This is a genomic window from Pseudomonas sp. GW822-FHT02E03, assembly GCF_058802325.1.
Genome location: NZ_JBXAOA010000064.1, coordinates 1 through 18,781, shown reverse-complemented (window position 1 = coordinate 18,781; position 18,781 = coordinate 1). Strand labels below are relative to the sequence as shown.

The 18,781-nt window shown below is 59.3% G+C and carries 21 protein-coding genes; 13 read left to right on the top strand and 8 right to left on the bottom strand.

Annotation, left to right across the window (positions count from 1 at the left end):
- Positions 1–78: 78 nt before the first annotated feature.
- Positions 79–1,638, bottom strand: coding sequence for a sigma-54-dependent phenylalanine hydroxylase transcriptional regulator PhhR (locus tag AC1RQB_RS26620; RefSeq protein ID WP_007902506.1), 1,560 nt, complete (start codon positions 1,636–1,638; stop codon positions 79–81).
- 399 nt (positions 1,639–2,037) lie between these two features.
- Between AC1RQB_RS26620 and phhA the strand changes: the two genes are divergently transcribed.
- The 6 genes from phhA (at position 2,038) to AC1RQB_RS26590 (ending at position 6,456) form a co-directional block, all read left to right on the top strand.
- Entirely contained in the window at positions 2,038–2,823 is a 786-nt protein-coding gene (phhA, locus tag AC1RQB_RS26615) for a phenylalanine 4-monooxygenase (protein WP_008074887.1), read from the top strand.
- Positions 2,824–2,928: 105 nt separating this feature from the next.
- On the top strand, positions 2,929–3,285 hold the full coding sequence (locus AC1RQB_RS26610) for a 4a-hydroxytetrahydrobiopterin dehydratase (protein WP_010457024.1): 357 nt from the start codon (positions 2,929–2,931) through the stop codon (positions 3,283–3,285).
- Positions 3,285–4,478, top strand: coding sequence for an amino acid aminotransferase (locus tag AC1RQB_RS26605; protein ID WP_063342886.1), 1,194 nt, complete (start codon positions 3,285–3,287; stop codon positions 4,476–4,478). Before AC1RQB_RS26610 ends, AC1RQB_RS26605 begins: the two co-directional genes overlap by 1 nt.
- Positions 4,479–4,763: 285 nt before the next feature.
- Entirely contained in the window at positions 4,764–4,895 is a 132-nt protein-coding gene (locus AC1RQB_RS26600; RefSeq protein WP_007902501.1) for a hypothetical protein, read from the top strand.
- 75 nt (positions 4,896–4,970) lie between these two features.
- A complete protein-coding gene (locus AC1RQB_RS26595) occupies positions 4,971–5,153 on the top strand; it encodes a hypothetical protein (RefSeq protein WP_063342885.1) in 183 nt (60 codons plus the stop codon).
- Positions 5,154–5,256: 103 nt separating this feature from the next.
- Positions 5,257–6,456 (top strand): MFS transporter, encoded by a 1,200-nt coding sequence (locus AC1RQB_RS26590; protein ID WP_063342884.1) that lies wholly within the window; start codon positions 5,257–5,259, stop codon positions 6,454–6,456.
- Here the strand turns inward: AC1RQB_RS26590 and arfB are convergent.
- A complete protein-coding gene (gene arfB / locus AC1RQB_RS26585) occupies positions 6,453–6,866 on the bottom strand; it encodes an alternative ribosome rescue aminoacyl-tRNA hydrolase ArfB (protein ID WP_007902485.1) in 414 nt (137 codons plus the stop codon). The two genes, AC1RQB_RS26590 and arfB, sit on opposite strands and share 4 nt — an antisense overlap.
- Before the next feature lie 222 nt (positions 6,867–7,088).
- On the bottom strand, positions 7,089–8,510 hold the full coding sequence (locus tag AC1RQB_RS26580; RefSeq protein WP_063342883.1) for an amino acid permease: 1,422 nt from the start codon (positions 8,508–8,510) through the stop codon (positions 7,089–7,091).
- Positions 8,511–9,443: 933 nt separating this feature from the next.
- On the opposite strand from AC1RQB_RS26580, the gene AC1RQB_RS26575 reads away from it, so the two are divergent.
- Positions 9,444–9,581: a hypothetical protein gene (locus tag AC1RQB_RS26575; RefSeq protein WP_007938535.1), complete on the top strand. Its 138-nt coding sequence runs from the start codon at positions 9,444–9,446 to the stop codon at positions 9,579–9,581.
- 67 nt (positions 9,582–9,648) lie between these two features.
- A complete protein-coding gene (locus AC1RQB_RS26570) occupies positions 9,649–10,614 on the top strand; it encodes a M29 family metallopeptidase (protein WP_008010991.1) in 966 nt (321 codons plus the stop codon).
- Between the two features lie 118 nt (positions 10,615–10,732).
- Here the strand turns inward: AC1RQB_RS26570 and rluB are convergent, their stop codons facing one another.
- The 5 genes from rluB to AC1RQB_RS26545 all read right to left on the bottom strand — a co-directional run bounded on the left by rluB (position 10,733) and on the right by AC1RQB_RS26545 (position 15,646).
- Positions 10,733–11,998 carry a 23S rRNA pseudouridine(2605) synthase RluB gene (gene rluB, locus AC1RQB_RS26565; RefSeq protein WP_008074896.1) on the bottom strand — a complete coding sequence of 422 codons (1,266 nt, stop codon included), beginning with the start codon at positions 11,996–11,998 and terminating at the stop codon, positions 10,733–10,735.
- A gap of 336 nt (positions 11,999–12,334) precedes the next feature.
- Entirely contained in the window at positions 12,335–13,309 is a 975-nt protein-coding gene (gene scpB / locus AC1RQB_RS26560) for an SMC-Scp complex subunit ScpB (protein WP_063342882.1), read from the bottom strand.
- A gap of 11 nt (positions 13,310–13,320) precedes the next feature.
- Positions 13,321–14,139 (bottom strand): segregation and condensation protein A, encoded by an 819-nt coding sequence (locus AC1RQB_RS26555; RefSeq protein WP_008074898.1) that lies wholly within the window; start codon positions 14,137–14,139, stop codon positions 13,321–13,323.
- Positions 14,140–14,769, bottom strand: coding sequence for an L-threonylcarbamoyladenylate synthase (locus AC1RQB_RS26550; protein WP_032830619.1), 630 nt, complete (start codon positions 14,767–14,769; stop codon positions 14,140–14,142).
- A gap of 13 nt (positions 14,770–14,782) precedes the next feature.
- A complete protein-coding gene (locus AC1RQB_RS26545; RefSeq protein ID WP_008074900.1) occupies positions 14,783–15,646 on the bottom strand; it encodes a PHP domain-containing protein in 864 nt (287 codons plus the stop codon).
- 87 nt (positions 15,647–15,733) lie between these two features.
- On the opposite strand from AC1RQB_RS26545, the gene AC1RQB_RS26540 reads away from it, so the two are divergent.
- The 5 genes from AC1RQB_RS26540 (at position 15,734) to AC1RQB_RS26520 (ending at position 18,653) form a co-directional block, all read left to right on the top strand.
- Positions 15,734–16,330: a septation protein A gene (locus AC1RQB_RS26540; RefSeq protein WP_007895026.1), complete on the top strand. Its 597-nt coding sequence runs from the start codon at positions 15,734–15,736 to the stop codon at positions 16,328–16,330.
- A 1-nt stretch (position 16,331) separates the two neighbouring features.
- Entirely contained in the window at positions 16,332–16,631 is a 300-nt protein-coding gene (locus tag AC1RQB_RS26535) for a YciI family protein (protein WP_007984134.1), read from the top strand.
- Between the two features lie 110 nt (positions 16,632–16,741).
- Positions 16,742–17,155 (top strand): SH3 domain-containing protein, encoded by a 414-nt coding sequence (locus AC1RQB_RS26530; protein ID WP_008074906.1) that lies wholly within the window; start codon positions 16,742–16,744, stop codon positions 17,153–17,155.
- Positions 17,156–17,162: 7 nt separating this feature from the next.
- Complete coding sequence (locus tag AC1RQB_RS26525; protein WP_008010984.1) at positions 17,163–17,840, top strand: response regulator transcription factor; 678 nt, start codon at positions 17,163–17,165, stop codon at positions 17,838–17,840.
- 363 nt (positions 17,841–18,203) lie between these two features.
- Entirely contained in the window at positions 18,204–18,653 is a 450-nt protein-coding gene (locus tag AC1RQB_RS26520) for a Spy/CpxP family protein refolding chaperone (protein ID WP_008010983.1), read from the top strand.
- Positions 18,654–18,781: the final 128 nt, after the last annotated feature.

The following is an 18,781-nucleotide window of genomic DNA, read 5'->3' as shown; positions in this document are numbered from 1 at the left end:
CCCGGGACGCTCCGCGTCCCAAGAGCGGACGCAGAGCGTCCATTGAGGCATTCCCACGCAGAGCGTGGGAACGATCAGTCAGGTGTTGTCTTTACCAACCTCATACTCACGCAACTTGTTGGCAATGGTCGTATGCGAAACCCCCAGCCGCTTGCCCAGTTGCCGACTGCTCGGATGCTCGGAATACAAACGCTCCAGCACCGCTTTCTCAAAGCGCCCGACAATCTCGTCCAGGCCACCCTCAAGCGAAAAATCGCCGAGGGGCTGACGCACGCCGTAATCCGGCAGACGAATGTGCTCGGCTTTGACGGTGCCGCCGTCGCACAGGGAAACGGCCTGGAACAGTACGTTCTCCAACTGCCGCACGTTACCCGGCCAATGATAATGACTGAGTCGTTCCATGGCCGCCGGGGCCAGTTTCGGCAACGGGCAACCGATCTGCCGACTGGCCTGATCAAGGAAGTGCTCCACCAGCGGCGCCAGCCCATCGAGGCATTCGCGTAGCGGCGGGATGTGCAGCGAGAGCACGTTCAAGCGGTGGTACAAATCCTGGCGAAACTCACCGCGAGCGCACAGCTCGGACAAATCCACTTGCGTTGCGCAGATCACCCGCACATCCAGATAGACCTCTTCATCGCTGCCGACACGACGGAAGCAACCGTCCTGCAGAAAGCGCAGCAATTTCACCTGCAAGCGAGGGCTCATTTCGCCGACGCCGTCGAGGAACAACGTACCGCCCGCCGTCAGCTCCAACAGCCCAAGCTTGCCTTCGGCCCGCGCGCCTTCGAAGGCACCAGGACCGTAGCCGAACAATTCGGTCTCGGCCATGGACTCTGGCAGACCGGCACAGTTGAGCGCCATCAACGGTGACTGCCCACGCGGGCTCGCCAAGTGACAGGCCCGCGCCAACAACTCTTTGCCGGTGCCGGTTTCGCCTTCTATCAATAGCGGCGCATCCAGCGGGGCCATGCGCCGCGCTTCGCGCACCACCGCCGCCATCACTTTCGAGCTTTGGAAAATGCTGTCGAAGCCGCGCAATTCCTGCTTGCGCACGTTATAGATGCGCTCGCCCACCCGATCCGCCCGGTGCAACGTCAATACCGCACCGGCCATGGCCTCGCTTTCGTCATGCTCCGATTGCAGCGGCGCGATGTCGGCGAGAAACACGTCGCCCTTGACCTTGACCCGCAAGCCGTTGATCCGTGACTTGTTGGCGCGCACCAGTTCCGGCAAATCGAAATCCTCGGCGTACCGCGACAGCGGAATCCCCGGCACCTCGTCCACCCGCACCCCGAGTAACTGCGCCGCCGCACGGTTGGCCGCGACGATGGAGCCGCCCATGTCGATCGACAGCACCGGAAACTCCAAGGCACCAAGCAAGGCATTGAGTTCCATGTGCCGACGCTCGCTGGGCATCAGCCCTACGCGCTTGACGCCGAATACTCCGCCAATCGCCTCGAACTTCGGACGCAACGCCTGAAACTGAATGTTGATCAGGTTCGGGCAGTGCAGGTAGATCGCATTGCCGTGCTCACCGCCCACTTCGCCGCGAGCGACGTTGATCCCGTACTCGACCAGCAGGTTGAGAATGTCGCGCAGAATACCGATGCGGTTCTGGCAGTGAACTTTGATACGCATATAAAGGCCCACAAAACGGTGAGTGAGGTTGATGCCGAGCGCACAACCTGTGGGAGCGGGCTTGCTCGCGAAAGCGTCGGACCATCCAACATTGATGTATCAGACAGACCGCCTTCGCGAGCAAGCCCGCTCCCACAGGGGTACTTGGCAGACCGACGTATTTTTCTGCCGAGGCACTCAAATAGTCGTCAAGATTATGTGACACCTGTGAGCCATTTCAAACCCGCAAATATCAATACTTACGCCATAGCGGCCAATCCGTAACGAATATTTTACGAAAAGCGCAGTTTTTTCCTACTCACAACTCAGATCACCTGCTGCAACACCGCACGCCTTGGAGTATTTCTAGGTCCATAGCTGTACACACAACAAGAACGTATCCCCTAGCAGGAGAGCAGCATGAAGCAGACGCAATACGTGGCTCGTGAGCCCGATGCGCAAGGTTTTATCGACTACCCCGCCGAAGAACACGCGGTGTGGAACACGCTGATCACTCGCCAACTGAAAGTGGTCGAGGGCCGTGCGTGCCAGGAATACCTGGACGGTATCGAAAAACTCGGTCTGCCCCACGACCGCATTCCGCAACTCGGTGAAATCAACAAGGTCCTCGGTGAAACCACCGGTTGGCAGGTTGCCCGAGTCCCCGCACTGATTCCCTTCCAGACCTTTTTCGAATTGCTGGCGAACAAGCAGTTCCCGGTGGCGACGTTTATTCGTACCCGCGAAGAGCTGGACTACCTGCAAGAACCGGACATTTTCCACGAGATCTTTGGCCACTGTCCGCTGCTGACCAACCCCTGGTTTGCCGAATTCACCCACACCTACGGCAAACTGGGCCTACAGGCCTCCAAGGAAGAACGGGTGTACCTGGCGCGCCTGTACTGGATGACCATCGAGTTCGGCCTGGTCGACACGCCGCAAGGCCTGCGCATCTATGGCGGCGGCATTCTGTCCTCGCCCAAAGAAACCGTTTACTGCTTGTCGAACGAGCCTGAGCATCAGGCCTTCGACCCGCTGGAATGCATGCGCACGCCGTACCGCATCGACATCTTGCAACCGCTGTACTTTGTCCTGCCGAACCTCAAGCGCCTGTTCGATCTGGCCCACGAAGACATCATGGGCATGGTCAAGCAAGGTATGCAGCTGGGGTTGCGCGCGCCGAAATTTCCGCCAAAAGCCGCGTGACCCGCGTCTTTTGGCATCAAGTGAGTCTGTTACGGATCGCCGCTTTGCTTTAGCGTGGTCCCACTGACGACCGTTTTTCAAAACACTCGATTTCAGGAACACATCATGTCCACATTAAACCAAGCCCATTGCGAAGCCTGCCGCGCCGACGCCCCTCAGGTCAGCGACGAAGAATTGCCGATCCTGATCAAGCAGATCCCTGACTGGAACATCGAAGTTCGCGACAGCGTGATGCAGCTGGAAAAAGTTTTCCTGTTCAAGAACTTCAAACACGCGCTGGCGTTCACCAATGCCGTCGGTGAAATTTCCGAGGCCGAAGGTCACCACCCAGGCCTGCTGACCGAGTGGGGCAAAGTCACCGTGACCTGGTGGAGCCACTCCATCAAAGGCCTGCACCGCAACGATTTCATCATGGCCGCGCGCACTGACGAAGTGGCGAAGAACGCCGAGGGCCGCAAATAATGCATTTCGACGCCATCGGTCGAGTACCTGGCGACCCGATTCTCGGCCTGATGGAGGCCTATGCGCAGGACCCTAACCCGCGCAAATTCGACCTTGGCGTGGGTGTCTATAAAGACGCCCAGGGCCTGACACCAATCCCCGAAGCGGTGAAGCTCGCCGAGCAGCGCCTGGTGGATCGTCAGCCCACCAAGACCTACATCGGCGGTCACGGCGATGCAGCGTTCGGCAAGGTGATCAACGAGTTGGTGCTTGGCGCAGATTCGGCGCTGATCGCCGAACAACGGGCCGGCGCCACTCAAACGCCGGGCGGCACTGGCGCATTGCGTTTGAGCGCCGACTTCATCGCCCAATGCTTGCCGGGCCGTGGCGTGTGGTTGAGCAACCCGACCTGGCCGATCCACGAAACCATTTTCGCGGCGGCCGGGGTCAAGGTCAGTCATTACCCGTACGTGGGCAGCGACAACCGCCTCGATGTGGAAGCGATGCTGGCGGTGCTCAATCAAGCACCCAAGGGCGATGTAGTGCTGCTGCACGCCTGCTGCCACAACCCGACCGGTTTCGATTTGTCCCATGACGATTGGCGTCGGGTGCTGGACGTGGTACGCAGTCGTGATTTGCTGCCACTGATCGACTTCGCTTATCAGGGTTTCGGCGATGGCCTGGAGCAAGATGCCTGGTCGACGCGGTTGTTCGCCGCCGAGTTGCCGGAAGTGCTGATCACCAGTTCCTGCTCGAAGAACTTCGGCCTGTACCGCGACCGCACCGGCGCACTGATTGTCTGCGCGAAAACCGCCGACAAGCTGGTGGATATCCGCAGCCAACTGGCCAACATCGCCCGTAACCTGTGGTCGACGCCGCCGGATCATGGCGCCGCCGTGGTCGCGACCATCCTCGGCGATCCAGAGCTGAAAAGCCGCTGGGCCGACGAAGTGGAAGCCATGCGTTTGCGCATTGCCCAGTTGCGCAGCGGTCTGGTCGAAGCACTTGAACCCCATGGCTTGCGTGAGCGATTTGCGCACATCGGTGTGCAACGCGGGATGTTTTCCTACACCGGTTTGTCGCCGGAGCAGGTCAAGCAACTGCGCGAGCATCACAGCGTGTATATGGTGAGCTCGGGCCGGGCGAACGTGGCGGGGATTGATGCGACGCGTCTGGACTTGCTGGCCGAAGCTATCGCCAACGTCTGCAAATAACCCTCCCCCAATGATCGTTCCCACGCTCCGCGTGGGAATGCAGCCCGGGACGCTCCGCGTCCCAACAGCGGACGCAGAGCGTCCATTGAGGCATTCCCACGCAGAGCGTGGGAACGATCATCGCAGGCTGCGCCAGCGCCTACACAGACCTGTCTAGACAATCCCATCCGTCGCAACAAATGGATATAAAAGTCTATTTGTCATTTCTCCTGCTGTATCCTGCGCAGGCTTTTTTAAAAGCGCGGATCTACCAGATCTATCAACAGACTTAGCGAGGAGCGCGACATGCACGAGATCCCTAATCTCCCCTTCCCAAGCCTGCACGAAACTGAGCAGACAACCACGCAACAAGCCGGCGCCCAACAGCCCGAGACGAAAGAAGCACCTGAACGCCGCCAGGCCGACAGCGAAGACTGATACACCCGCACGACCAGACCGTGTGGAAAGCGCTAATATGCGCTTTCCACACTGCCTGAACCGCGAGCCCGCACCATGAGCGATGATTTCACTGAAGCACAGGCCAGCGTCCTGATCGGCACCGCCGAAAAAATGATCGAGATCTGGAACCGCCTTTCCCCCGAGAAACAAGCCGCGTTGCTGGCCCGCTTCGGCAGCGAAGAAAACGCCTTGGCCGCTCTGGTCACGACGCAACTGATTGCCCCCGCCAAAACCTGACTCACCCCGCCTGGCAAATAGTTTTACTTTTTCACGCCCCGCGACCGTTCACGCCGCTATCATAAGCAGCCTATCTATCCTGCTGCCCCGTGGATCTTTACCCATGTCAGAAACCCAGCGCCCCATGGCGGTCACGCTGCAAGTCGTTTCCATCGTCCTGTTCACATTCATCGGTTACCTGAATATCGGCATTCCCCTGGCTGTATTGCCGGGCTACGTCCACAGCGACCTCGGTTTCGGCGCTGTGATCGCCGGGCTGGTGATCAGCGTGCAATACCTGGCCACCCTGCTCAGCCGCCCTTACGCCGGGCGAATCATCGACAACAAGGGCAGCAAACTGGCGGTGATGTACGGCCTCGCCGGCTGTGGTTTGAGCGGTGTGTTCATGTTGATTTCGGCCTGGACGCAAAGCCTGCCGACATTAAGCCTGATCAGCCTGTTGATCGGCCGACTGGTGCTCGGCAGCGCGGAAAGCCTGGTCGGTTCCGGGTCGATCGGCTGGGGCATCGGCCGGGTCGGCGCAGCGAACACCGCCAAGGTCATCTCCTGGAACGGCATCGCCAGTTACGGCGCGCTGGCGGTCGGCGCGCCGCTGGGGGTGTTACTGGTGAGTCAACTGGGTTTGTGGAGCATGGGCGTGAGCATCGTGCTGTTGGCCGTTCTGGGGCTGGCGCTGGCCTGGCCAAAAACCGCCGCACCTATCGTTGTCGGCGAACGCCTGCCGTTCATGCACGTGCTGGGGCGGGTGTTTCCTCACGGTTGCGGTCTGGCCTTGGGTTCCATCGGTTTTGGCACCATCGCCACATTCATTACCCTGTATTACGCCACTCAGCAGTGGTCCAACGCGGTGCTGTGCCTGAGCCTGTTCGGCGCCAGTTTTATCGGTGCGCGATTGCTGTTCGGTAACCTGATCAATCGCCTCGGCGGCTTTCGCGTGGCGATTGCCTGCCTGTCAGTGGAAACCCTCGGGTTGTTGCTGCTGTGGCTGGCACCCGATGCCCATTGGGCACTGGCCGGGGCGGCGCTGAGCGGTTTCGGTTTTTCGCTGGTGTTCCCGGCCTTGGGCGTGGAAGCGGTCAACCTGGTGCCCGCTTCCAGCCGTGGCGCAGCAGTCGGGGCGTATTCGTTGTTCATCGATTTGTCGCTGGGGATCACCGGACCGCTGGCGGGTGCGATTGCGGCTGGATTCGGGTTTGCCTCGATCTTCCTGTTTGCTGCGTTGGCTGCTTTGAGCGGATTGATACTAAGCGTTTACTTGTACCGGCAGGCGCCAAAGTATCGTGAAGAAAGAGAAGCGCGTTAAAAGTCGACCTTTCCGCGCCCAGCCTTGATGCTGCCGCGCTTGGTCTTGGATTCGAGCCGACGCTTCTTCGAACCGAGGGTCGGCTTGGTCGGACGGCGCTTCTTCTCGACCTTGGTGGCACTGAGGATCAACTCGGTCAACCGCTCCAGCGCATCGGCGCGATTGGCTTCCTGCGTGCGATATTGCTGGGCCTTGATGATCAACACCCCTTCGCTGGTGATGCGACTGTCACGCAGCGCCAGCAGCCGTTCCTTGTAGAACTCGGGCAAGGACGAGGCCGGAATGTCGAAGCGCAGGTGCATGGCGCTGGAGACCTTGTTGACGTTCTGCCCACCGGCGCCTTGGGCGCGAATGGCCGTCAACTCGATCTCGGCATCCGGCAGATGCACGTTGTTGGAAATCACCAGCATGGAAAAAGGTCCGTATTCAGAACAAGCAGGATACCGCGAATAGACAGAAGGAATGCGGCCCCTGTGGGAGCGTGGCTTGCCCGCGATGAACGATAACGCGGTTTGCCTGATGAACCGCGGCGCCTGAATCGCGGGTAAGCCACGCTCCCACAGGATTTTGCATGGAACCCATAAATGACAAACCCGGCACATGGCCGGGTTTGTTGTTTCTGCGCTTTGCACTTACTTGGCAGCGGAACCTGCGGCCTGCAACGCCTGCTGGGCGCTGCGCTTGTTCTTGATGCCGTAGCAGACCCACATGAACGCGACCCATACTGGAATCGCATACACCGAGATCTGGATGCCCGGGATCAGCAGCATCACGCCAAGGATGAACACCACGAACGCCAGGCAAACATAGTTGCCGTACGGGTACCACAGGGCCTTGAACAACGGCGTCTGTTTGGTCTTGTTCATGTGCTGACGGAACTTGAAGTGCGAGAAGCTGATCATCGCCCAGTTGATTACCAGGGTGGCCACCACCAACGACATCAACAGTTCCAGCGCATGTTGCGGAACCAGATAGTTCAGCAGCACCGCGACCAGGGTCACGGCGGCCGACGCCAGGATCGAACGCACCGGCACGCCACGCTTGTCGATCTTCGACAGGGCCTTCGGCGCATCGCCCTGCTCGGCCATCCCCAGCAGCATACGGCTGTTGCAGTAGGTGCCGCTGTTGTACACCGACAGCGCCGCGGTCAGGACCACGAAGTTGAGGATGTGCGCGGCGGTGTCACTGCCAAGCATCGAGAACACTTGAACGAACGGGCTGCCGCTGTAGGCATCGCCCGACGCGTTCAGCGTCGTCAGCAGACTGTCCCAAGGCGTCAGCGACAGCAGGACCACCAATGCACCGATGTAGAAAATCAGGATCCGGTAGATCACCTGGTTGATCGCTTTCGGGATCACGGTTTTCGGTTTGTCGGCTTCGGCGGCGGTGAAACCGAGCATTTCCAGGCCGCCGAAGGAGAACATGATGATCGCCATGGCCATCACCAGACCGCTAACGCCGTTCGGGAAGAAGCCGCCGTGTTCCCACAGGTTGGTCACGGAGGCTTGTGGGCCGCCGTCGCCGCTGACCAGCAGGTAGCTGCCGAGCGCAATCATGCCGACGATGGCCACGACCTTGATGATCGCAAACCAGAACTCGGCCTCACCAAAAACTTTGACGTTGGCCAGGTTGATCAGGTTGATCAACACGAAGAAACCGGCTGCCGAGACCCAGGTCGGGATGTCCGGCGCCCAGTAGTGGATGTATTTGCCGACCGCGGTCAGCTCCGACATGCCTACCAGGATGTACAGGATCCAGCAGTTCCAGCCCGACAGGAAGCCGGCAAAACCGCCCCAGTATTTGTGGGCGAAGTGGCTGAAGGAACCGGCGACTGGCTCTTCGACGATCATTTCGCCGAGTTGGCGCATGATCATGAAAGCGATGAAGCCGCAGATGGCGTAGCCGAGAATCATCGACGGGCCAGCGGATTTGAGCACGCCGGCCGAGCCAAGGAACAACCCGGTACCGATCGCGCCACCGAGGGCGATCAGTTGAATATGGCGATTTTTCAGGCCGCGTTTCAGCTCGCCTGAATGCGAGTTTTGTCCACTCATGAAAAGGGTCTCACGCAAGGTTTGATGATGTTCAGTAGACGTTGCTGCTCGGTTGCGATTTCAAGCAGCGCCGATCAAACCCCAGCGCAGGCACCAGGAGTTCAGCGTTTTTACGACAGTCATGCGTCACCTGTTTGTTTTTATCTGTGACGAAATCGAACCCGACACGCTCGTGACGCGGCGGAGTGAACAAGGCGGATAGCCTTGAGGTTTGCGCTGTTGCGCAGAGGGTCACAGTTAAAACGCGGCGCATTGTACACCTGTAACCCCCTGCTGCCAGACACCGCTGGATCAGCGCGTCGGTTGCCGGGATTGCCTGTGTCCGCCTCGAGGGTCTCGGGCGACTGCAAAAATTGAGTCAGACCTTTGCAGGTCATCGATAAGGGCAGCGGAAAAATCGCCCTTGGGGGAGAGATGGAGATGAGTCACGGCGTACATTGCGCCTCCTTCTTGTTATGCACCTGCACGACAGGCATGGGGCGCATCTCACCCTTCATACGCTGCCGAAACAAGCGTGCCAGAGCCCTTGAAGGCTACAAACTCGCCGGCTGACGGCAGGTTTTCCTTACAGACCTTTCCCTCGCGGCATTCCACGGGGTTTGAGAGCCCTTTTCGTAAGGTTTTATTGACAAGGTGTAACGTAAATTTTCCAAATCAGATCCATAAGCCCATTGACTGTAAATTGACGATAGGAAGCTTCCTAAGTAAATACCCGACTTAGTTTTCTGTTTTTTATTAAGAAAATTGGCTTTCGAAAAATGGAATAAATAGTTCAAATGAAAATTGTTTAATTTTTTTTTTGCATTCCAAAACCCTGTGAACTAGGTTTTCAGCGACTTGCCGAACTGCATCGTCCGGCACGTTGACGCGCTCTTCAACGAGTGAAAAGCACGCCGCTGTTCTTAACCAAAGAAGTCATCTAGGAGATTCACCATGCAAGCACTGGACAAAGACTTGGACACTGAACTGCAACTGGACGATTGGTTTGAAGCACCGACCCACGAAGCCGCCGTCGAAATGATGCAAGCCGACGCGGTTGTTCCGTTCGGCACGGCGATGTGGCCTCTGTAAGACATCCCGGCAGGCACGATCCGGCCGGTCGTGCCTGCCACTTTCTCGGTTTGTCAGGGAGGACTACATGGATAAGCAACGCGCCATCTCGCATTTCCTTTACTACCTCGAACATCACCCTGCCGTTGCCGGTATCAACCCGGCGAAGGTCTTGCTCGGCCATACCGCTGATTACGAGGCGCACACCTGCGCCATCGCCGAACAGGCTGGTAACAGCCCACGGTTCAGCTTCAGCGCGATGCGTCTGGACCTCGAACCCACCGAATTGCTGGCCCAGGCGATTACCGACAGCGATCTGTACATTTTTTTCTACGACTCTTCCACCCTGCCCAACCCGCGTCCCGACGGCCCGGAATTTGTCCGTGCGCTGCAGGGCGTGATGGCGCAGAACTGGAAGAAGTCATTGCTGTTCAAGGATTACGGCGATTACTTCTACGACACCTTCAGTGTCACCCCGCAGCGAATTGCCGGGCTGAACAGCCACTTGATCCAGCGCATGTCCCACGCCACCACCCTGAGTTTCAAAGATGATCATGGGTCGTGGTTCGAAACACCCTTGAGCAGTATCAAGAAGTGGACCGACATCAACGGTATCGGCAACTTCGACCTGGCGCCCGGGGAGATCGCTACTCATAGCGAGGCTATTAATGGCCGGGTGAAATTTATGGGGACTTTCCTCAGCACGATTCCGTTTGCCCGCAAGTACGGCGTATTGGCGTCACCGCTGGAGTTGTGGATCGAAAACTCCACCATCAGCAAAATCGCCACCGACGTGCCGGGACTGGAACACGACTTCAATAAATACCTGGATGCCAATCCGTCCAATCGGCGAATCGAGGAACTGGGGATCGGCACCAATGAAGGCGTGAAAGATTTATATGCGCGCAATGCCGGGTTCGAGGAGCGCCATTGCGGCTTGCACCTTGGCTTGGGCGGAGGTGCCAAGGGTAGCCATCATCTGGATTTGATCTTCTCTGGCGGCGTGTTGGCGCTGGATGATGACCCAGTGTTTGATAGGCGGTTTGTGTTCTAGCTGATCGTTCCCACGCTCCGCGTGGGAATGATCAACTCACAAACACCACAAAACTAAAGACAGCCCCCAAAAAAAACGCCATCCCGAGGGATGGCGTTTTTCATGCAGCGCTTACCGATTACTCAGGCTTGCGACGACCGAAGCCCGGACGCTGGCCGGAACCGGCTGGTGCGCCGCGGCGTTTGCCCGATGGCGCGTCACGGTCGACCAGGACGATACCTGGACGTTTCTTCGGCGCCGGCTTGGCCGGGCGCTTGGTGTCGGCCGGGCGGTCTGCCACGGGCGTACCACGACCGGCAGGCGCACCGCGATCGCTGCGACCACCGGACGGAGCGCCACGGCCTTCGCCACGCTCAGTGCGACCGTTGGCCGGACGTGGCGTGCGTGGGCCGCGTTCGCCATCCTGACGTGGTGCTGGCTTGCGGGCCGGGCGTTCGCCTTCGATCTGTGGCTCGCGGGATTCACGCGGGCTGGCGGCGGTCGAACCCGCGGCTGGACGCAGGGTACGCACGCGTTCGGTCTTGCCCACCGGACGGGACGATTTGCGCTGCATACGCTCAAGCTTGTCTTTGCTCTTGGCGTTCATTTGCGGCATCGCCACCGGGGTCAGGCCGACTTCAGCACTGAGAATGTCGACTTCGTACTGGCTCATTTCGCGCCAGCGGCCCATCGGCAGGTCGGAGTTGAGGAACACCGGACCGAAACGCACGCGCTTCAGGCGGCTGACCACCAGACCCTGGGATTCCCACAGGCGACGGACTTCGCGGTTACGACCTTCCATCACCACGCAGTGGTACCAGTGGTTGAAACCTTCGCCACCCGGAGCCTGTTTGATGTCGGTGAACTTGGCCGGGCCGTCTTCGAGCACCACGCCTGCCTTCAGGCGTTCAATCATCTCGTCGTCGACTTCGCCACGTACACGTACCGCGTATTCACGGTCCATTTCGTAGGATGGGTGCATCAGGCGGTTGGCCAATTCACCGTCGGTGGTGAACATCAGCAAACCGGTGGTGTTGATGTCCAGACGACCGATGTTGATCCAGCGACCTTCTTTGGGGCGCGGCATCTTGTCGAACACGGTCGGACGACCTTCAGGGTCGTTACGGGTGCAGATTTCACCGTCGGGTTTGTTGTACATGATCACGCGACGTACCGACTCGGCGGCTTCTTCGCGCTTGATCACCCGGCCATCGATGGTGATGGCGTCATGCAGGTCGACGCGCTGGCCGAGGGTGGCGTCTTTGCCATTGACCTTGATGCGGCCGTGGCTGATCCAGGCTTCTACGTCACGGCGTGAGCCGACGCCGATACGGGCGAGGACTTTCTGCAGCTTTTCGCCTGCAGGGCCGATTTCCTGGTCGTCTTTCTGGTCGTTGATACTCATCTGGGCACCTCCCGGTGTGGTCTGTTCAGGCTTTTGCCTGAAGATGTGAAAGCTGGTCGTTTGACGAAGAGATCGCCAAAGGGTCGCGAATCATACGCTCATGGAGACGTTCGCGCATCAGAGACTAGCTGATCGACAGTCGGTTATTTGCTTTTGCGCCGAACGGTGGTGCCGGGGTCTTTGGTTGAGTTCATAGAAACTCCAGCCGACACAAAACACTGTGGGAGCGGGCTTGCCCGCGATTGCGGTGGGTCAGACAGCAATGATGTGACTGACACTCCCTCTTCGCGGGCAAGCCCGCTCCCACAGGGATTTCCATTGTCCACAGGATTTGGGTCAATCTTCGAACTGGCGACGTTCGGCCTCAATTGCTTCTGCCAAAGCCTGGGCTTCGGCTTCCTCGTCGGTCAGTTCGGGCTCGGGTTTCGGCTGTTCGAGCGCGGCGACAGCGGCCAGGAGCTTTTCGCGAGCTTCGGCAACACCAAGAATGTCGTCTTCCTGCTCTGGTTCGACTTCGGCGTCAGCCTCGACCTGAGGTTCAACTTCGGTTTCAGGCTCGGGTTGAACCGACTCCCCTTCCGTCTCGGTCACCGTCCCATCGCGCAACAAATCGTCGAAATCGGTCTTGAGCCCCTCTTCCATGGTGTCCAGTTCCAGCAACAGAGTGTGGAAACTGGTTTCTTCCTTGGGTTCTTCCGGCTCGGCGCTGGCATCAGCCAATTCCTGCAGGCTGGCAGGCACGGGCGCGTCGTCAAAATCGAGCACAGGATCGGGTTCAAGTTCGCGCAGTTCGGCGAGTGGCGGCAGGTCGTCGAGATTCTTCAGGTTGAAGTGATCGAGAAACGCCTTGGTGGTGGCGAACATCGCCGGTTTGCCGGGTACGTCGCGGTAACCGACGATGCGGATCCACTCACGCTCCAGCAGGGTTTTCACAATATGGCTGTTGACTGCCACGCCGCGCACGTCTTCGATCTCGCCCCGGGTGATCGGCTGGCGATAGGCGATCAGGGCCATGGTTTCGAGCATGGCGCGGGAATAGCGCTGCGGCCGCTCTTCCCACAAACGTCCGACCCAAGGCGCGAACTTTTCGCGGATCTGCAGGCGATACCCGGAGGCGACTTCCTTCAACTCGAAAGCACGGCCGTCGCAGGATTTGGCCAGAATCGTCAGCGCTTTTTTGAAAACAGGGGGCTCGGGCCGCTCGCCTTCTTCGAAGAGTTCGAACAGGCGTTCAAGCGATTGCGGTTTTCCCGAGGCCAACAGAAAGGCTTCAAGCAGTGGCGCCAGCTCGCGGGGTTCAGTCAGGTTCATGATTCAACTCGTTATTCGGCTCGGGCCCGGACATGGATCGCCGCGAACGGCTCATTCTGCACCAGCTCGACCAAGGATTCCTTGACCAACTCGAGGATCGCCATAAAGGTCACCACCACCCCCAAGCGCCCTTCTTCAGCGGTGAACAGCTCGACAAAGGGCACAAAACCGCCGCCCTTGAGCCGTTCCAGTACATCGCTCATGCGCTCGCGGGTGGACAGCGCTTCACGGCTGACCTGGTGACTTTCGAACATGTCGCCACGGCGCAAGACCTCGGCCATGGACATCAGCAACTCTCCCAGACTCACATCCGGCAACAGTTTGCGCGCCCGGGCTTCCGGGGCATCAAGCTTGGGCACCACCACGTCGCGGCCGACGCGGCTCAGGCCATCGATGCCTTCGGCGGCAGCCTTGAAACGCTCGTACTCCTGCAAGCGGCGAATCAGCTCAGCGCGAGGATCGTCCTCTTCGTCTTCGATCGTTTCGGCCCGCGGCAGCAGCATCCGCGATTTGATCTCGGCCAGCATCGCGGCCATTACCAGGTACTCGGCAGCCAATTCCAGACGCACCGACTGCATCAACTCGACATAGCCCATGTACTGACGGGTGATTTCCGCCACCGGGATGTCGAGGATGTTGATGTTCTGTTTGCGGATCAGGTACAGCAGCAAGTCGAGCGGGCCTTCGAAGGCCTCAAGAAACACCTCGAGCGCATCCGGCGGGATGTACAGATCCAGCGGCATTTCCATGACCGCCTGGCCATAGACCATGGCGAAAGGCAGTTCTTGCTGGGCGCCGGCCTGGCTGTCGACGGGTTCTACTGCAGACATCTAGGCCTCGGCCATGAAAGGCGCAGGGTCGCCGCAACCGACGCGGATGATTTCCGGTTCGCCGTCGGCGAGGCTGATCACAGTGGACGCTTTGATCCCGCCAAAACCGCCGTCGATGATCAGGTCGACCTGATGCTCAAGCAACTGGCGCATTTCGTAAGGATCGCTCAACGGGTCGGTGTCGCCGGGCATGATCAGGGTCACGCTCATCAGCGGCTCGCCGAGTTCTTCCAGCAATGCCAGGGCAATCGGATGGCTTGGCACACGCAGGCCGATGGTGCGTTTTTTCGGGTGCAGCAACAGCCGCGGGACTTCGCGGGTGGCGTTGAGAATGAAGGTGTAAGGGCCAGGCAAGTGAGCCTTGAGCACACGGAAGGTGCCGGTATCGATCTTGGCAAACAGCCCCAACTGCGACAGGTCGCTGCAAATCAGCGCGAAGTTGTGCTTCTCATCCAGCTGACGCAGCCGGCGCACGCGTTCCACGGCGTTCTTGTCGCCGATCTGGCAACCAATGGCGTAGGAAGAGTCTGTGGGATAAATCACCACCCCGCCGTTGCGGATGATCTCGACAGCCTGTTTGATCAGGCGCGGTTGCGGGTTTTCCGGATGAATCTGGAAAAATTGACTCACATTCTCTACCTGTTCAGACGACGGCAATAATTGGGTCATGTTTGAATCGACACCACAGTGGTGGCAGATCCTCCGGGAGCGGGCGGTATTCACCGATCTCGGACCAGCCTCCAGGGCCATGAAAATCACTGCCGGCGCTGACCAGCAGACCAAACTCGCGGGCTAGAATCGCCAAACTGCCCACCTGCTCGGCGGGTTGATGGCCATTGACCACTTCTATCGCGTGGCCCCCTGCTTGAATATAGTCGGCAATCAGGCGACGACGCTTGCTGCGAGTGAAATCGTAGTGCCAGGGATGCGCCAGGCTGACCCAGGCACCCGCGGCGCGCAGGGTTGCGACGGTGTCTTCCAGGGTCGGCCAGTGTTGTTTGACGTCGCCCAGTTTGCCGGCGCCCAGCCATTTGCGGAACGCTTCGGCGCGATCCTTGACGAAACCTTCACGCACCATCCAGTCGGCGAAGTGCGGACGGGCCGGGGCGTTACCGCTGTCGCCCAGCTCCTGTTGAATGGCCCGGGCGCCCTCGAGCGCCCCCGGCATGCCTTTCAACGCCAACTTGCGGCTTATTTCTTCGGACCGTAGCCAGCGGCCATCGTGCAATGTTGCGATGGCCTCGACCAACGGCTGCGCATTGACGTCGAAACCGTAGCCCAAAACGTGAATGGTCGCCCCGCCCCAGGTGCAGGACAATTCAACGCCGTTGACCAGTTGCATCCCCAGCGCCGTCGCGGCGCTACGGGCCTCGTCGAGGCCTTCAAGGGTGTCATGATCGGTCAAGGCCAGGACTCGCACGCCTTTCTCGAACGCACGCGCAACCAGTACCGCAGGCGCGAGGGCGCCATCGGAAGCCGTGCTATGGCAGTGCAAATCAACATTCACAGGACTGTGTAACCTCAAATCAGCTGACGCTATCGCGCGTCAATATGTTTGTTATTATGCCGCCACATCCTGCTTCTGGCTGCCACTGTGAAACAATTCATCGACTTCATCCCGCTTCTGCTGTTTTTCATCGTCTTCAAAATCGATCCACAGGTCGTCGATATCGGCGGTTATCAACTGTCTGTCGGTGGTATTTACAGCGCCACCGCAGTGCTGATCATCAGCTCCCTGGTGGTTTACGGCACGCTGTTCATCAAGCAGCGCAAGCTGGAGAAGAGCCAGTGGCTGACCCTCATCGCCTGCCTGGTCTTCGGCAGCCTGACCCTGGCATTCCACAGCGAGACCTTCCTGAAATGGAAAGCCCCGGTGGTCAACTGGCTGTTCGCCCTCGGGTTCATCGGCAGCCACTTCATCGGTGATCAACTGTTGATCAAACGCATCATGGGCCACGCGCTGACCCTGCCGGAGCCGGTCTGGACCCGTCTGAACATCGCCTGGATCGGTTTTTTCCTGTTTTGCGGCGCCGCCAACCTGTTCGTCGCGTTTACGTTCCAGAGCTACTGGGTCGACTTCAAAGTCTTCGGCAGCCTGGGCATGACGTTGCTGTTCCTGGTCGCCCAGGGCATTTACCTGTCCCGCCACCTGCACGACGCCGATACCACCACGCCAAAAACCGAGGACTGACATGCTTTACGCAATCATTGCCACAGACGTCGCCAACTCCCTGGAAGCCCGCCTGGCCGCACGGCCTGCGCACCTTGAGCGCCTGCAAGTGCTTAAAGGTGAAGGTCGCATCGTACTGGCCGGCCCGCACCCGGCCGTCGACAGCAATGATCCGGGCGCGGCGGGTTTCACCGGCAGCCTGATCGTTGCCGAATTCGATTCGCTGAGCGCCGCACAGGCCTGGGCCGATGCAGACCCGTACATTGCCGCAGGCGTCTACGCCAACGTTTTGGTCAAGCCGTTCAAGCAAGTCCTGCCGTAAAGTCCTTCAGCGCGATGAACCTTGTCGGTTCATCGCGCGTTCAATCGCTCATTATTCTCGTTTATCGGCCGACAACCTGCCCAATACTCGTATTGGAATCAGGAGTTGCGATGCGCAAAGGTCCGTTGTGTCTGATGTTGGTGACGTTGTCGATCATGGCGCCCGCCCACGGTGAAGAAAGCGTCGATGTTGGCAATTCCACGCCGCTGTCCTTGAGTGCCGGCAGCCAGATCACCGAGTTGCAGCAGCGCTTGAAGGCAAGCGAGCAGCAACGAGAAGCACTGAGCAAACAACTGCAAAATACCGATGGCGAACGCGAAAGCGCTCAGTTGAGCCGGTTGCGCCAGGAGAATCAGCGCCTCAAGCTGCAACTCAAGGAGGCTCAGGCCAGCAGCCCGCTGCCACGCCTGCTGACGGATCAGCAGCAATGGTTCGTGATTGGGGGCGCAGTAGCGCTATTGGCCTTGCTCTGCGGTATCTTCGCCAGTGGTGCAACCAGAAAACGTCGGCAATGGCTAAATTGAGTGAGTCATGAGCGAGCTGTTATTAATTGATGATGACCAGGAGCTGTGTGAGCTCCTGAGTAGTTGGCTGAGCCAGGAAGGCTTTCAGGTCCGCGCCTGCCACGATGGCCAGAGCGCGCGCCGGGCGTTGGCCGAAACTTCCCCGGCGGCCGTGGTGCTGGACGTGATGCTGCCGGACGGCAGTGGCCTGGAACTGCTCAAGCAACTGCGCAGTGACCATCCGGATTTGCCGGTGCTGATGCTTTCGGCCCGTGGCGAACCGCTGGACCGCATTCTCGGCCTGGAACTCGGTGCCGATGATTACCTGGCCAAACCGTGCGACCCACGAGAGCTGACAGCGCGCCTGCGCGCAGTGTTGCGCCGCAGTCATCCGACGGCAGTTTCCAGCCAGCTCGAATTGGGTGACTTGTGCTTCAGCCCGGTGCGTGGCGTGGTCAGCATCGATGAACAGGAGTTCACCCTCACCGTCTCCGAAAGCCGTCTGCTCGAAGCCCTGCTCAAGCAACCCGGCGAACCGCTGGATAAACAGGAACTGGCACAAATCGCCCTCGGTCGCAAACTGACCCTGTACGACCGCAGCCTGGACATGCATGTGAGCAACCTGCGCAAAAAAATCGGCCCACACCCCGACGGTCGTCCACGCATCGTTGCCCTGCGCAGTCGCGGTTACTACTACAGCCTCTGAACCTGACGCGAACCTTAGCAGCTGTCGAGCCCCAGCGAGGCTGCGTTCGGCTCTGTAGCAGCTGTCGAGCCTGCGAGGCTGCGTTCGGCTGCGCAGCAGTCGTAAAACCTGATGACACGTTCCTTCAGATACACCGCATCAGACGGATCACGACGGCTGCGCCGCCGAACGCAGCCTCGCAGGCTCGGCAGCTGCTACATGGGTCATGTTTCGTCAGAGAAAAATCGGCGAAGTGTTGGAATTGTCAGGAAGATAGAAAATCGTCTTTACCCAAGCTTTACGCTCCGCTGACCGCCGCTGACCTTGATCTGCGTAATCTGCACACATCCGGAACGTACCGGGAACGAGACAAGGAGATACACCATGCGCAAGACTCTTATCGCTCTGATGTTTGCTGCCGCCCTGCCGACCGTTGCCATGGCCATGCCTGAAGGCGCAGGCCCCATGGGTGACCACATGGACGGCTCACGCCACGGCGGTCAGATGCACGGCATGCACGGTAAAGGCCCTTACAGCCAACTGGACCTGAGCCGCGAACAGCGTGAGCAAATCCGCAAGATCATGGGCGAGCAGATGCATGAGCGTCAGCAATTGGTCGACAAGTACCTGGAAAAACTCTCGCCAGCCGATCAGAAAGCCCTGAAAGACGAAATGGCGGCCAAGCACAAGAAAGCCGAAGCCGACGTTCGCGCACTGCTGAAACCGGATCAACAGAAGCAATTCGACGAGATCCAGAAGAAAAAGGCTGAGCGTCGCGCCGAATGGGCCGAGTTCAAGGCCTGGAAAGCGCAGCAAGCGCAAAAAGCGCAATAATGCGCTAACCCCGGACCCAACGGCTAATACCGTTGGGTCTGATACCACTCAGTCTAATGTGGGAGCGGGGGGGGGGGGGGGGGGGGGGGGGGGGGGGGGGGGGGGGGGGGGGGGGGGGGGGGGGGGGG

Bases quoted from the DNA above. Each gene is read 5' to 3' on its own strand.
- AC1RQB_RS26620 (WP_007902506.1), bottom strand. From the start codon at position 1,638: ATGCGTATCAAAGTTCACTGCCAGAACCGCATCGGTATTCTGCGCGAC.
- phhA (WP_008074887.1), top strand. From the start codon at position 2,038: ATGAAGCAGACGCAATACGTGGCTCGTGAGCCCGATGCGCAAGGTTTT.
- AC1RQB_RS26610 (WP_010457024.1), top strand. From the start codon at position 2,929: ATGTCCACATTAAACCAAGCCCATTGCGAAGCCTGCCGCGCCGACGCC.
- AC1RQB_RS26605 (WP_063342886.1), top strand. From the start codon at position 3,285: ATGCATTTCGACGCCATCGGTCGAGTACCTGGCGACCCGATTCTCGGC.
- AC1RQB_RS26600 (WP_007902501.1), top strand. From the start codon at position 4,764: ATGCACGAGATCCCTAATCTCCCCTTCCCAAGCCTGCACGAAACTGAG.
- AC1RQB_RS26595 (WP_063342885.1), top strand. From the start codon at position 4,971: ATGAGCGATGATTTCACTGAAGCACAGGCCAGCGTCCTGATCGGCACC.
- AC1RQB_RS26590 (WP_063342884.1), top strand. From the start codon at position 5,257: ATGTCAGAAACCCAGCGCCCCATGGCGGTCACGCTGCAAGTCGTTTCC.
- arfB (WP_007902485.1), bottom strand. From the start codon at position 6,866: ATGCTGGTGATTTCCAACAACGTGCATCTGCCGGATGCCGAGATCGAG.
- AC1RQB_RS26580 (WP_063342883.1), bottom strand. From the start codon at position 8,510: ATGAGTGGACAAAACTCGCATTCAGGCGAGCTGAAACGCGGCCTGAAA.
- AC1RQB_RS26575 (WP_007938535.1), top strand. From the start codon at position 9,444: ATGCAAGCACTGGACAAAGACTTGGACACTGAACTGCAACTGGACGAT.
- AC1RQB_RS26570 (WP_008010991.1), top strand. From the start codon at position 9,649: ATGGATAAGCAACGCGCCATCTCGCATTTCCTTTACTACCTCGAACAT.
- rluB (WP_008074896.1), bottom strand. From the start codon at position 11,998: ATGAGTATCAACGACCAGAAAGACGACCAGGAAATCGGCCCTGCAGGC.
- scpB (WP_063342882.1), bottom strand. From the start codon at position 13,309: ATGAACCTGACTGAACCCCGCGAGCTGGCGCCACTGCTTGAAGCCTTT.
- AC1RQB_RS26555 (WP_008074898.1), bottom strand. From the start codon at position 14,139: ATGTCTGCAGTAGAACCCGTCGACAGCCAGGCCGGCGCCCAGCAAGAA.
- AC1RQB_RS26535 (WP_007984134.1), top strand. From the start codon at position 16,332: ATGCTTTACGCAATCATTGCCACAGACGTCGCCAACTCCCTGGAAGCC.
- AC1RQB_RS26530 (WP_008074906.1), top strand. From the start codon at position 16,742: ATGCGCAAAGGTCCGTTGTGTCTGATGTTGGTGACGTTGTCGATCATG.
- AC1RQB_RS26525 (WP_008010984.1), top strand. From the start codon at position 17,163: ATGAGCGAGCTGTTATTAATTGATGATGACCAGGAGCTGTGTGAGCTC.
- AC1RQB_RS26520 (WP_008010983.1), top strand. From the start codon at position 18,204: ATGCGCAAGACTCTTATCGCTCTGATGTTTGCTGCCGCCCTGCCGACC.